Below are 13,241 nucleotides of genomic sequence, written 5' to 3'. Positions count from 1 at the left end.
CCGGGCTTCGCCCGGGTGGGCCCGGCGCTTCGCGCTCGGGCCGGCGCCACTCCGCTTCGCTCCATGGCGCCGGTGGGCTGATGCCTGTTCAAGTCGTTGAGCTGGGTTTTTGGCTGAAGTCAAGGCAGGCTGGCTGTGGGGAGGGGTGCGTGCTGGGGGCGTGTGCGGGTCGGCTTCACTCCTGCCAGATTGGTCTAGACCGTGGTCCAGGCCGCTGTGTCGACCCGATCGGGGGTGGGATGCGCTACTCTGGCAGGGTGAGCAACGGTCGCCGGTGTATCAATCTGGAAGTGTTGGATGATCCCGCCGTGAGTGGGGTCTTGACCCGCACTCTTCGGGTGTTTTCCGGATTCCTTGGCGGGGACTTATATCCTGACGAATGGCCGCTTCAATCGGACTATATTTCCGGTCGGATGGACTTCTTGGTCGGTCCGTGGAATGTATCAGCAGGGCACTGTCAGCATTTCCCGCGTGGGCCCTGGTGTGGGTCCGGAAACGGGTGAGGGGAGACACGTCTTCGTGAACGTCGTGAAGCCGGGCCTGAAGGCCGCTCAGTCCGTCGGCGGCGTCTCGCTGCGCGGGCATCAGGAGGAGGCGCTGGAGGCCATTGTGCGGGGCCTGACGCCCCGTCCGGGACACGCGGCGCCGAACGGGCTGCGGGTGACTGTCCAGATGGCCACCGGCTCCGGCAAGAGCTACGTCGGGGCGGCGGCCGGCCAGAAGCTGGTGCCCCGTGGCGTGGTCCTGGTCGTGGTGCCGACGCTGGACCTGCTGGTGCAGATGATCGGCTCGTGGCGGGCGGCCGGGCGCTCCGGGGACATGCACGCCATCTGCTCACTGATCGACTCCGAGCTGCCGTACGGGGTGATGGCGACCACCAGCCCGCTGATGATCGGCAGGTGGCTGTCCCGGGCCGCGAAGCACCGCCGGCCGACCACCCTCTTCGCCACCTACACGTCCGTCGGTGCGGTCGCCGACGCCTACGCGTACTGGGCTGAGCGCCAGGGCGAGCTGCTGCCCCCGCTCGGGTTGATGGTCTGCGACGAGGCGCATCGCTCCTCCGGCAGCGTGGAGAAGACCTGGACCGTGGTGCACGACCAGGCCGCCATCCCCGCGGAGCGCCGGCTCTACATGACCGCGACCCCTCGGATCTGGGCGCCGCCCAAGCGCCCGGTGAAGGGCCGTGAGGGGGCCTACCAGCCGCTGCCGGAAGAACTGGCGGTGTCCATGGACGACCAGCGCATCTACGGGCCTCACGTCTACTCCCTGGGCCTGGCAGAGGCCATCGACCGCAAGCTCCTCGCCCCGTTCGAGATCGTGGTCCTGGAACTGCGCGACCCGCTCGGCGACCGGGCCAAGGCGGCGCAGCAGGGGGTGCCGTGGGGTCCGGGGGTAGGCGAGGCCGAGGACGGGAGCGAGGACGAGGTGCCGGCGGAGCGGATCGCGGCAATCCAGGCCGGGCTGGTGAAGACGATGGTGGAGCGGGGGCTGGAACGGTGCATCACGTTCCACAACCGCACGATCGAGGCCCGTTACTTCGCGGAGACGCTGAACCAGACCGTCGAGAAGCTGTACGCCGAGAACCCCCGGAAGTACCCGGAGGAATTCTGGGTCCAGTGGCTATCCGGTGAGCATGACGTGGACTTCCGGAAAGAGGTCATCGCCGAATTCGGGAGCAGCGGTGAGGAGGACGGTCTTCGGCATCGGGTAGCCGCCCAGTGCAAGGTGCTCGGCGAGGGAGTGGATATCCCGGATGCGGATTCTGTTCTTCTGCAGGGCCGGGGAAGCATGGTGGATATCGTCCAGGCCATCGGCCGTGCCCTGCGGATGAAGCCCGGCGAGGGAAAGACCGCGAGCCTGATCGTGCCGGTCTTCCTCAAGCCCGGCGAGGAGCCCGGGGACATTCTGGAGTCGGACAGTTACGGTCCGCTCGTTCGTATTTTGACCGCTTTGAGGTCACACGACGCACGTGTGGTGGAGGCCCTGGCGGTGCCGCAGAAGTCCGGCAAGCGGACCAAGGGGCGCGGCGCTGAGGCGGTGTCCGGGCCTGGTGAGAGCTGGTCTGGTGAGGGTGGTGCGGGGGCGTTCACGCTGCCGGTGCGGTTCCAGACGCCGGTGGACGAGAACGTGCTCGCGCTGTTCATCGCCTCGCGGGTGCTGACCGGTGAGAACCAGTTCTGGCGGGAGGGGATCAACCACGCCCGCCGATGGCACGAGGAAACCGGCGGGCTCGACGTCCCGTATTCCGCGATGGTCGGAGAAGAGGCTAATTTCCCGCTCGGGAAATGGCTCTCCGACCGGCGTAGCGAGCATGCCGCTGGTGAATTGGCGCGACACCGGGTCGACATGCTGGGCCAGCTCGGGATGATCTGGTCGGTCTCCGACGCGCGGTTCGAGGCCGGGCTGGACTGGGCGCGGGTCTGGGCGAAGGGCCACGGCGGCTCGCTGGCGGCGCCGGCGCGGGCCTCGATCGGCGGCTACGCCATCGGCACATGGCTCTCCGAACTGCGCGCTGCCGCCCAGGTACCGGCCGGGGAACCGGGCGCGCTCGCGCCGGAGCGGCGGCGGGCGCTGGAGGAGATCGACCCCTGGTGGTGCCCCACCTGGCCGATCACCTGGCAGCGCGCCTACGCCACCGCCCGGCAGTGGTGGCTGGAGTCCGACGGCCAGGTCGACTGGCCAACGCTGCCGACGGACACGGTGTTCGGGGGCGAGCAACTCGGACGCTGGGTCAAGGCGCAGCGAGCCGGCTGGCCGGAGCTCGAGGCGGATCAGCGAGACCTGCTCGCGGCGATCGGCATCGCCGAGGACCCGGAGCTGGTGGCCGCCAAAGCCGCCGCCGAGGCCAAGCCAAAGGTGTCCCGCGCGGACCGCTTCCAGCTCCACCTGGCCGCGCTCGCGGAGTTCGTGCAGCGGGAAGGCCACGCCCGCGTTCCACGCCCGTACAAGACCGAGGAGGGGCTCTCGTTGGGCGCGTGGCTCAACAACACCAAGGCCCGGCGTGCCAAGCTCAGCGAGGAGCAGCGTGCGCAGTTGGCCGAGCACGGGGTGGAGTGGGCGTAGGGCCGGGCCTGGGTTTTCGAAGGCTCGCGCTACGCTACGGCGGCCCCGAGAAGGCGTTGAAGGCGTCATCCTCGCAGGGATGACGCCTTCGAACTTTCGGATATGTCACCAGTGGCAAGCTCGGTCCAGCCTTGCCTCACCGATACCGCCAGGTTCCCCCCTGCGGGTGCTCCGGCATGGTGCTCGGGTACGCCAGCTGTCCGGCAGCGGCGTTGGCCAACCACTGTGTCCGCCTGTCGATGAAGGCATCGATGTCGGCGATGCTCACCTCGGTGAAGGGCCAGGCCAGCTGAGGTACATCCATGCCAGGTGCCAGTGCGGCCCAGGCCTCTGGGCCCGGGGAGAGGGCGAACGGCGCCATCGCTGCCCGGCGCGCTCCACTTTGGCCCGCGGACCGGTGGCCGCACGCCCGGTACCTGCGCAGGCCTCTGCCCCGGGGCTGGTCGGGCCCCGGGGCTGGTGGCCCCGGGGGCCGTTCTCGCTCGGGATCAGGTGGTCTGGAACTTCCAGGTACCGAGGGTGGTCCAGTTGCTCCAGGTGCCGCCGTTGGCGCTGTATGCGTGGGAGATCAGGCCGTCGGCGCCGATGCCGAAGACCTCGGCGGCGTGCGTGCCGGTCTCGAAGACGGCCGTGGGGTTGCCGGCGAACTTGTAGGTGCCGAGCGAGGTCCAGCCCTGCCAGGCGCCGGCGTTGAGGTTGTAGGTGTGGTTCAGCACACCGTCGGTACCGGTGCCGAACAGCTCGATCGCGTTCGTCGAGGCGTTGTAGACGGCGGACGGGCTGCCGGAGAACTTGTACGACGGGTCGAGGGTCGACCAGCCGCTCCACTGACCGCCGTTGAACAGGTAGTTGTGCGAGATCACGCCGTCCTTGCCGGTCGCGAACACCTCGGTCACCTTGTTCACCGGGTTGTACACCACCGCCGGGGCGCCCGAGAACCGGAACGAGGAGTCGAGCGTGGCCCAGTCCGTCCACGCCCCGCCGTTGGTGCTGTAGCTGTGGGACAGCACACCGTCCGCGCCGACCGCGAACACCTCGGCCGTCTTGGTGTCCGGGTTGTAGACGGCGGTGGGCGTGAGCGCGAACTTCCAGGTGCCGAGCGAGGTCCAGCCCTGCCAGGCGCCAGCGTTGAGGTTGTAGGTGTGGTTCAGCACACCGTCGGTACCGGTGCCGAACAGCTCGATCGCGTTCGTCGAGGCGTTGTAGACGGCGGACGGGCTGCCGGAGAACTTGTACGACGGGTCGAGGGTCGACCAGCCGCTCCACTGACCGCCGTTGAACAGGTAGTTGTGCGAGATCACGCCGTCCTTGCCGGTCGCGAACACCTCGGTCACCTTGTTCACCGGGTTGTACACCACCGCCGGGGCGCCCGAGAACCGGAACGAGGAGTCGAGCGTGGACCAGTCCGTCCACGCGCCGCCGTTGGTGCTGTAGCTGTGGGACAGCACACCGTCCGCGCCGACCGCGAACACCTCGGCCGTCTTGGTGTCCGGGTTGTAGAGAACGGGGGCCGCCGCCGAGGAGGGGGCCGTCGTCGGGGTCGGAGTCGGGGTGGGGACCGGGTCCGGGTACGGGTTGGTGCGGTCGGTGGCCAGGCCTGTGCCCGGGCTGCAGGTCCACGCCCCGGCACCCTGGTCGGCGAGGATCTTTTCCGCTATCAGGATCTGCTGCTGCTTGGTCGCGAGGTCCGGGCGAGCCGCGTACGCGGTGCCTCCGTAGTACTTCCAGTTGCTCATGCTGATCTGCAGGCCACCGTAGTGGCCGTTGCCGGTGTTGATCGACCAGTTCCCGGTGCTCTCGCACTGGGCCACCTTGTCCCAGGTCGCCACCGAGGCGGCGTTCGCCTGGCCGGCGCCGAGGGAGGCCGCGGCCACGGCCAGGCCGAGTACGCCGAAGGCGGTGGTGCCGATCCGGGTGCGGGCGGCGCGGGAAGGGGTGCGGGTCATCGGAAGGTCCTTCGGGAAAGTCGTGGAAGTCAGGGGGTGAGGGGAGAGCGGGGGCGGTGACGGCCGGTCCGGGGTGGATCAGACCGTCACCGCTGGGGGATGACCCGGGATCAGTGAGTGTTGAACTTCCAGGTGCCGAGGGTGTACCAGCTGCTGAAGGGGCTGCCGTTGCTGGTGTAGGCGTGCGAGATCACACCGTCCTGGCCGATGCCGAAGACCTCGGCGGCGTTGGTGTTCGGCTCGTTGAGTGCCACCGGCGTGCCGGCGAACTTCCAGCTGCCGAGCGCCTCCCAGTTCGACCAGGTGCCGCCCAGGTAGTACTTGTGGTTGACGATGCCGTCGGTGCCGGTGCCGAACAGCTCGACGGCCTTGGTGGTGGAGTTGTAGACCGCCGACGGGACACCGGCGAACTTGTAACCCGTGTCGAGGGTGGCCCAGCCGCTCCACTGGCCGCCGCTGGTGCTGTAGGCGTGCGACATGACCCCGTCGGCGGCGCCGATGGCGAACACCTCGGCCGTCTTGTTGTTCGGGTTGTAGACGACGGCCGGGGCGCCGGTGAAGCGGTAGCTGGTGTCCAGCGTGTAGAAGTCGCTCCAGGCGGCGCCGCTGGTGCTGTACGAGTGGGACAGCACGCCGTCGGTGCCGATCGCGAACACCTCGGCGGTGTTGAGGTCGGGCTCGTAGACGGCGGTCGGGGAGCCGATGAAGGTCCAGGTGCCCATGGTGTTCCAGGCCGACCAGGCGCCGTTCGCGTAGTACTTGTGGTTGAGCTTGCCGTCCGTGCCGATCGCGAACAGCTCCACCGCGTTGACCGACGGGTTGTAGACGGCGGTCGGCGAGCCGGTGAAGTGGTAGCCGGGGTCCATGGTGCTCCAGGAGCTCCACTGGCCGCCGTTGGTGCTGTAGGCGTGCGAGAGGACGCCGTCGGTGCCGATCGCGAAGACCTCGGTGGTCTTGCTGGTCGGGTTGTACACGGCGGTGGGCTTGCCGGTGAAGTGGAACGACGGGTCGATCGGGTACCAGGAGCTCCACTGGCCGCCGTTGGTGCTGTAGGCGTGCGAGAGGACGCCGTCGGTGCCGATCGCGAAGATCTCGGCGGTGCCGTTGTCGGGGTTGTAGACGGAGGCCGGCGCGACGTCCGTCACCTGCGGGGTGACCGGGTTGGTCACGGGCGGAGGCGTGACGGTCCCGCCGACGGGGCTGGCGTAGCCCTGGATGCTGACGTTGTAGCCCCCGCTCTGCCAGACGACCGTGCCGACCCCGCCCGATGCGGTGTTGGTGCTGACCTTGCCCGGGAAGCCGCCCTGGTTGCCGCCGGTCCAGCTGATGGTGTTGCCGTTGACCGCGGTGACGATCGCCACGTGGTCGTAGTCGGTGCCGCTGAAGCTGTTCGGGTGGAAGAAGACGGCGTCTCCCACGTGGGGGGTGCCGGACAGCCCGCCGTCGTACGTGTTCGCGTAGGTCTGGAAGCTGTTGGCGAGGTTGTTCAGGATGCCCAGGTTCTTGACACCGTTCTGCGCCCAGACCCAGCCGGCGAAGTCCGCGCACCAGGCGTGCGTCCTGGAGCCGCCGGAGCAGCTGGAGGTCTGGTCGGTGCCGGGGGCGTAGTAGCCGGTTCCGCCGTTGCCGCAGGCGTTGCTGCCGAGCTGGCCGACGGCCGTTGCGGCGATCGAGTCGCCGAGCGAGGCCGCGTGGGCACCGGGGACGGCCAGGATGCTGAGGCCGGAGGCGGCCAGCGTGACGGCGGCGGCGGAGGAGGCGAGGCGGGTACGGACGCGAGACATCGAAAACTCCAAATTACGAGCGAAGCAGGTGTGTTGGCGCGCTGCGGGCAGGCCGGCCGGGGCGTGATGCAGCTGGGAGCGGGCAGCGGGAAGTTCAGGTACCGGCGAGCGCTGGAAGGCTCGGCCGGGATCCAACGGAAGGCGAAGGCCACTGCCGGAGGGGCGGCGCGACGTTCGGTGAGCGCCGTCGCGGCCCGTGCGGGGTGGCGGGTGGCACGGCTCCTTCAGGGAGCGGGCGCGGTGGTCACGGGGCGGCGTGGTCCGTGGCCTCCGGCGGCTCCGGGGGCAGGTAGCACCGGCGGAGCAGGGGCGAGGTCCGGTGGCTGCGCGCGATCAGGCGGTGGGCTCGGTCGACCGCGTCGGGCCGGTCGGCCGGGTCACGGCTGAGCAGGTAGAGCAGAAGGTCGATCCGGTCGGAGGAGGGCTGAGCGCTGGCGTGCTGGAGTCCGTCGGCGGGCTCGGCGTGCGCCCACAGGGCGTCCACGGCCTCGGCCGCCTCACTCGCCTCCGCTGCCGCGCAGGGCTGTCGGCGTTTCAGGCTGGCGTAGACGATGTCCATCCGCGTGCTCAGCCACCCCAGCCGAGGCTCGCCGGAACGACCCCGCCCCAGCCGAGGCTGTCGGAGGTGACGGCGGCCGGGCCGGGCGTAGTTGCGGCGGTGGCGGCCGAGGCGACGGGGGCGATCAGGAACGCGGCGAGGGAAACGGCTGCGACCGCGGTGGCCTGGGCGAGACGGGTGCGGATCATGACGGAGTCCTTGTTCTACTGGTGGGACAGGTGTGCTGGGCCATGTCGGGGCGTCCCGCGGTTGACGCTCCGTTCGGCTGCCGTTCCGGGCTGTTTCCCTGGCGGCGATCACTAGCTTCGCCGCTCGTCGAGGGGCCCGGAAGACTTTCCGGATGTCGCCAATCGGCCTGGCGGGATCCGGACACGGCTTCATGTCCACGCCATAACGCTGTCGCGCAATTCACTCCCGCCCACACGCCACAAATCAGGACAGACGCACCGAATTATTCCTTGATCGAAACATTGAGAAGCTGTTTGGATGCGACGGGTCGCCGATCAAAGACGGCCGCTGACCTGGGGGGATATCAATGCTGGAAGTACTGGGCCTGACAGCCGGAGCAGCCGCGGTATACCAGGCGATGCTCGACCACCCCGCCTACGGCGTGGACGAGATCGCGCTGCACTGCGGCCTGGCCGACGCCGAGGTGCACGACCACCTCGACGAGCTGGCCCGACTCACCCTCGTCCGGGCCTCCGCCGAACGGCCCGGGCAGATGCGCGCGGTAAGCCCGGACATCGGCCTGACCGACATACTCGCCACCCAGGAAGCCGAACTCGCCTCCCGACAAGCCGAGCTGGCGGCCTCGCGGGCCGCCGTCACGCGCATGGTCGCGGAACGCGCCGAGCACCGCACGACCCACGGCGAACGCCTCCTCGGCCTGGACGCCATCCACGCCCGGCTCGAACGGATGGGCCACAGCGCCACCACCGAAGTCCTCGGAAGCCAGCCCGGCGACCAGCGACCCGAAGACCTCCTCGCCAGCCGACCGGCAGACGCCGAGGTGTTCGCCCGCGGCATCACGATGCGCACCCTCTACCAGGACTCCACCCGCAACCAGCCCCACGTCGCCACATACGCCCACTGGCTGCTCACCCATGGCGGCGAGGTCCGCACCGCCCCCTCGATCCCACCCCGGATGGTCCTGGTCGACCGCACCCAGGCACTCGTCCCGATCGACCCGTCGGACAACCGCAAGGGCGCCCTCTACGTGACCGAGCCCGGCCTCTTGGCCGCACTGCTCGACCTCTTCGAACAGGCCTGGAGCACGGCCGTCCCCCTCGGCGCCGCCCACCCCGAGGACACCCGGACCGGACTCACCGCCACGGAGCGCGAACTGCTGCGCCTGCTCGGCACCGGACTCACCGACGACGCCGCCGGCCAGCGCCTTGGCATCTCCTCCCGAACCGTCGGCCGCCACATGTCCTCGATCATGGAACGCCTCGGCGCGAGCAGCCGCTTCGAAGCCGGAATCAAAGCCGCGCACAAGGGCTGGCTGTGACCACCCCAAACCGAGTCCCAGTACTGCAGGACAAGCGTCCCCCGCACTCCCCCAGCTGCGGATAACCGCGCTGCGCAGCCACGACGCCAACGTGGTCGAGGCCCTCGCGGTGCCGCAGAAGTCCGGCACGCGCACCAAGGGGCGCAGCGCTGAGGCGGTGTCCGGGCCTGGTGAGAGCTGGCCTGGCGAGGTGGGTGCGGGTGGTGCGGGGGCGTTCACGCTGCCGGTGCGGTTCCAGACGCCGGTGGACGAGAACGTGCTCGCGCTGTTCATCGCCTCGCGGGTGCTGACCGGTGAGAACCAGTTCTGGCGGGAGGGGATCAACCACGCCCGCCGATGGCACGAGGAAACCGGCGGGCTCGACGTCCCGTATTCCGCGATGGTCGGAGAAGAGGCTAATTTCCCGCTCGGGAAATGGCTCTCCGACCGGCGTAGCGAGCATGCCGCTGGTGAATTGGCGCGCCACCGGGTCGACATGCTGGGCCAGCTCGGGATGATCTGGTCCGTCTCCGACGCGCGGTTCGAAGCCGGGCTCGACTGGGCGCGGGTCTGGGCGAAGGGCCACGGCGGCTCTTTGGCGGCGCCGGCGCGGGCGTCGGTCGGCGGGTACGCGATCGGCACATGGCTCTCCGAGCTGCGCGCTGCCGCGCAGGTGCCGGCCGGGGAACCGGGGGCACTCGCCCCGGAGCGGCGGCGGGCGTTGGAGGAGATCGACCCGTGGTGGTGCCCGGTCTGGCCGATCACCTGGCAGCGCGCGTACAGCGTGGCGCGGCAGTGGTGGCTGGAGTCCGACGGCCAGGTCGACTGGCCAACGCTGCCGACGGACACGGTGTTCGAGGGCGAGCAACTCGGACGCTGGGTCAAGGCGCAGCGAGCCGGCTGGCCGGAGCTCGAGGCGGATCAGCGAGACCTGCTCGCGGCGATCGGCATCGCCGAGGACCCGGAGCTGGTGGCCGCCAAAGCCGCCGCCGAGGCCAAGCCGAAGGTGTCCCGCGCGGACCGGTTCCAGCAGGGCCTGGCCGCGCTCGCCCAGTTCGTGCAGCGGGAAGGCCACGCCCGCGTTCCACGCCCGTACAAGACGAGTGAGGGGCTGGCACTCGGCGCGTGGCTCAACAACACCAAAGCCCGCCGGGACAAACTGTCGGCCGAGCAGCGCGGGCAGCTCGCCGAGCACGGCGTGCAGTGGGCGTAGGGCGCGGTGCTGGCTGGCTCCGATGGGCGTGGCGCTCGCAGTGTGAGGTTGCCACGCCCATCGGGGCTGGGGGTCAGCGGGTCTTCAGCCACCACTCGACGATGGCGACAAGGATCGGGGCGGGGGTGGCGGCCAGGGTGAGCAGGGCGGTACGCCCGGCTTGGCGGAGGATCGGGCTTTCGGCAGGGGTGGTTGGGGCTTTCGCCGCCGTGTCCGCGCTGGTGTGTGCGTCGGCTGGCTCGGTCTTGCGGGTGAGGTCGTCGTTCACGGCAGTGTCCTCTCGGGGGGGGGTCGCTGGAGTTGGGACGCCGGGCCCGGCGGTGTTCTGAATGTGGCATCGGGGCGGGTGGTGTGTCCCAAGTTGCGGGCGGAGAGGGCGTGGTGGGTACTACGCTGCTGGTCAGCGGTGGAGGGTCAGGGGTGCCCGTGAGCCCTGCCGCGGGCGGGGCGGGCAGATGCGGGCGGGGGATGAGGCGGGATGGTGCCGGCGAACGAGCTGGGGCTGGGTCCGAAGCGGCAGGCGTTGTACGGGGGGCTGCTGGAGCTCAAGGAGCGGGCCGAGCAGACGCGCAAGGCTCAGCGGGCCCAGTGTGGGCAGTTGGAGCTGGAGCGGGCGGTACGGCGCACCGGGCGGGCCGGGACGGAGAGGTTTGCGGGGAAGCGGATCAGCTCATGGGTGCCGCCGACTGGTCGTGCGGGCGAAGCGCGGGTTCCGCAGGACGCCGAGGTCTTGCTGGCGGTGGTGGCGGTGTGGTCGGCCTGGGCGGGGGCTGCTTCGCTGGCGGCCGATGGCCGGGTGGAGGAGCGGTGGCTGCGCGCGGAGCGGTTCCGATGGGAGCGGTTGCTGGAGGGGGCCCGGGCGGAGCGTGAGGCTGTCCGCCTGGCCAGCAAGGGCCATGACGTCGCGTTGGAGGTACGTACCGCTGAGTGGGCCGCGGCCGTAGAGGCGTACCGGCGACGGGTGCGGGAGGTGCACTGGCGGCTGAACCTGGATGTTCTGGGCGCTTCCGGCAGTGCCGGTGAGCAGCCGAGGATCGAGGTGCGGCAGGTGTTCATGCCGCAGTTGTGCCGCCCGCACGTGGCTCAGGTGCCGGGTGAGGTGCGTCGGCTGCTGGCGGCAGGCGAGTTGGAGGACACGGACCTGCCACCGGGGATGGACGCCGATGCTGTCCGCGCTCTGCAGGAGACCTACCGGGCGCAGCCGACACGGCCGGTGCTGGAGGTACTGGCGGGCGAGGCGGATCGGCGGGTGGTGGTGCTGGGAGATCCTGGTGCGGGGAAGTCGACGCTGGCGAAGTACACGGCGTTGGCGTTGGTCGGTGCGTTGGAGGAGTTGCCAGCCGAGCTCGTCGAGTTGGACGGGTTGGTGCCGGTGGTGGTGGAGCTGCGGCAGTACGCACAGGCGCAGTGGCGTGATCGGACGATCGAGGACTTCCTGGAGCATGTGGACCGGCAGGACCGGATGTATCTGACGCGGCCCGTGCTGGAGAGTCTGCTCGCACAGGGACGTGCCGTAGTGTTCTTCGACGGCCTGGATGAGGTGTTCGATCCGGCAGTACGTGCACAGACCGCGCGACAAATCACCGCTTTCGCCTCCGATCATCCGGACGTTCGGGTGGTGGTGACATCGCGGGAGTACGGCTACCGGGCCGGTGAGTTCACCGCTGCGGGGTTCACGCAGGTAATGCTCCAGGACCTGGGGCACCGGCAGGTCGAGGAGTTCATCCGCCGCTGGTACACCGCGGCCCATCCGGAGAACCCCCACCTGGCGTCCCAGCTCACCCAGCGTCTGCTGGGGGCGGTGCGCGGAGTGCGGGCAGTGGCAGAGCTGGCAGGCAACCCGTTGCTGCTGACCGTCCTGGCCTCTATGGGGCTCGGCAAAACCATCCCCCGCGAGCGGCGCGAGGTCTACGCCCACGCGGTGGAAGTGCTCATCGAGCAATGGGACAAGGACGCCAAGTTCCTCACCCCCCACTCGCCGGTCACCGGGGAGGCCGCCCAAGCGCTGGAGTGGCTCAACGTCGACAAACGTCTCAAGGTGCTCCAGCGTATCGCCCGCCGCATGCAGGAAGGCGCGGGCCGACCCGCCGGCACGTTCATCCAGCACGACGAGCTGACCGGCATCATCAGCGCCTACCTGACCGAGCAGAACATCTCCCGCACTGCCGCGGACATCGCCGCCGATCACGTCGTCGAACGCCTACGCACCCGCAACTTCCTCCTCGCCCACTATGGCGGAGGTATCTACGGGTTCGTCCACCGCACCTTCCTTGAGTACCTCGCCGCCACTGAACTCCTCGACCGCTCCTACGAGGAGGAATGGACCCGCGACGAAATGGTCAAGGTCCTGGCCGAGCACGCCAGCGACCCAGCGTGGCACGAAGTGCTGCTCCTCATGGCCGGCAATCTTCATCAGCGTGGCGTGGCGGCCTTCATCGCGCACCTTCTTCACCAACACCGGCGCAAAACGAGTCACGGGAGCTGGTCGGTGCCGATGTTGGTACTGGCCGTCCGGGTCCTGGCTGAGGTTAAGGAAATCGGCGCCTCCCCTGCCCCAGGCGACAAGGACCGACACCTTTCGGTGGCCGCGCAAAGTGACGCCGTCATCAGTACCCTCACCACCACGCTGCGCCAGTCGATGTTTGTCACTATTAAGGAAGCCCTGCCGGCCTTCGGGACCTTCGACCGCTTCTGGAGCGGCCGGGAGCGCTTTCAACGCTGGTACTACGCGACCCAATCAGGGGATAGCGCGTTTCAGGGCGGGGACATCGCTGCGGCACTAAGCCGAGACCTGGAGGAGACGATGCGTCAGGCACACATCCTCTGGGATCCGTTCATTCGCAGTGCTGCCCTGCGAGTGCTGGGGGAGCGGTGGCCGGACCACCCGGACACCCACCACACCGTCCTGACCGCCACCACCGACACCACCGACACCACCGACGTTCGCAGCACCACATTCGTCCGCAGCACCGCCCTGCGAGTGCTGACGGAGCGGTGGCCGGACCACCCGGACACCCACCACACCGTCCTGACCGCCACCACCGACACCACCCCGGACGTCCGCAGCACCGCCCTGCGAGTGCTGGGGGAGCGGTGGCCAGACCACCCGGACACCCACCACACCGTCCTGACCGCCACCACCGACACCACCCCGGACGTCCGAGACACCGCCCTGCACGTACTGGCGGAG

Annotated in this window: 10 protein-coding genes; 4 read left to right on the top strand and 6 right to left on the bottom strand. The window is 69.5% G+C overall.

Translation table 11 applies throughout. The annotated features are described in order from the left end of the window. Window positions 1–519: 519 nt before the first annotated feature. Entirely contained in the window at window positions 520–3,063 is a 2,544-nt protein-coding gene (locus tag ACZ6Y7_RS33000) for a helicase associated domain-containing protein (RefSeq protein ID WP_465761619.1), read from the top strand. Window positions 3,064–3,199: 136 nt separating this feature from the next. On the opposite strand, the gene ACZ6Y7_RS32995 is transcribed toward ACZ6Y7_RS33000, so the two are convergent. The 5 genes from ACZ6Y7_RS32995 to ACZ6Y7_RS32975 all read right to left on the bottom strand — a co-directional run bounded on the left by ACZ6Y7_RS32995 (window position 3,200) and on the right by ACZ6Y7_RS32975 (window position 7,540). After that, complete coding sequence (locus tag ACZ6Y7_RS32995) at window positions 3,200–3,367, bottom strand: hypothetical protein (RefSeq protein WP_465761618.1); 168 nt, start codon at window positions 3,365–3,367, stop codon at window positions 3,200–3,202. A gap of 184 nt (window positions 3,368–3,551) precedes the next feature. Then, window positions 3,552–5,009 carry a DUF8189 domain-containing protein gene (locus ACZ6Y7_RS32990; protein WP_465761617.1) on the bottom strand — a complete coding sequence of 486 codons (1,458 nt, stop codon included), beginning with the start codon at window positions 5,007–5,009 and terminating at the stop codon, window positions 3,552–3,554. A gap of 110 nt (window positions 5,010–5,119) precedes the next feature. Next, window positions 5,120–6,793, bottom strand: a complete 1,674-nt coding sequence (locus ACZ6Y7_RS32985; RefSeq protein ID WP_465761616.1) for a DUF8189 domain-containing protein — start codon at window positions 6,791–6,793, stop codon at window positions 5,120–5,122. Window positions 6,794–7,037: 244 nt separating this feature from the next. Beyond that, window positions 7,038–7,352, bottom strand: coding sequence for a hypothetical protein (locus ACZ6Y7_RS32980; protein ID WP_465761615.1), 315 nt, complete (start codon window positions 7,350–7,352; stop codon window positions 7,038–7,040). A gap of 8 nt (window positions 7,353–7,360) precedes the next feature. Further along, window positions 7,361–7,540, bottom strand: a complete 180-nt coding sequence (locus ACZ6Y7_RS32975) for a hypothetical protein (RefSeq protein WP_465761614.1) — start codon at window positions 7,538–7,540, stop codon at window positions 7,361–7,363. Between the two features lie 347 nt (window positions 7,541–7,887). Here ACZ6Y7_RS32975 and ACZ6Y7_RS32970 point away from each other — a divergent pair, with 347 nt between their 5' ends. Both ACZ6Y7_RS32970 and ACZ6Y7_RS32965 read left to right on the top strand, forming a co-directional pair. Further along, window positions 7,888–8,859, top strand: a complete 972-nt coding sequence (locus ACZ6Y7_RS32970) for a LuxR C-terminal-related transcriptional regulator (RefSeq protein ID WP_465761613.1) — start codon at window positions 7,888–7,890, stop codon at window positions 8,857–8,859. A 91-nt stretch (window positions 8,860–8,950) separates the two neighbouring features. After that, entirely contained in the window at window positions 8,951–10,051 is a 1,101-nt protein-coding gene (locus tag ACZ6Y7_RS32965) for a helicase associated domain-containing protein (protein ID WP_465761612.1), read from the top strand. Between the two features lie 73 nt (window positions 10,052–10,124). Here ACZ6Y7_RS32965 and ACZ6Y7_RS32960 read toward each other — a convergent pair whose 3' ends face one another. Beyond that, on the bottom strand, window positions 10,125–10,319 hold the full coding sequence (locus tag ACZ6Y7_RS32960; RefSeq protein ID WP_465761611.1) for a hypothetical protein: 195 nt from the start codon (window positions 10,317–10,319) through the stop codon (window positions 10,125–10,127). A gap of 210 nt (window positions 10,320–10,529) precedes the next feature. On the opposite strand from ACZ6Y7_RS32960, the gene ACZ6Y7_RS32955 reads away from it, so the two are divergent. After that, a partial coding sequence (locus tag ACZ6Y7_RS32955; protein ID WP_465761610.1) for an NACHT domain-containing protein occupies window positions 10,530–13,241 on the top strand: 2,712 nt, incomplete at its 3' end.

The organism is Kitasatospora sp. NPDC053308, assembly GCF_055585785.1.
Note: the sequence above shows the minus strand (reverse complement) of the source record. Positions and strands in the feature narration are given on the sequence as shown.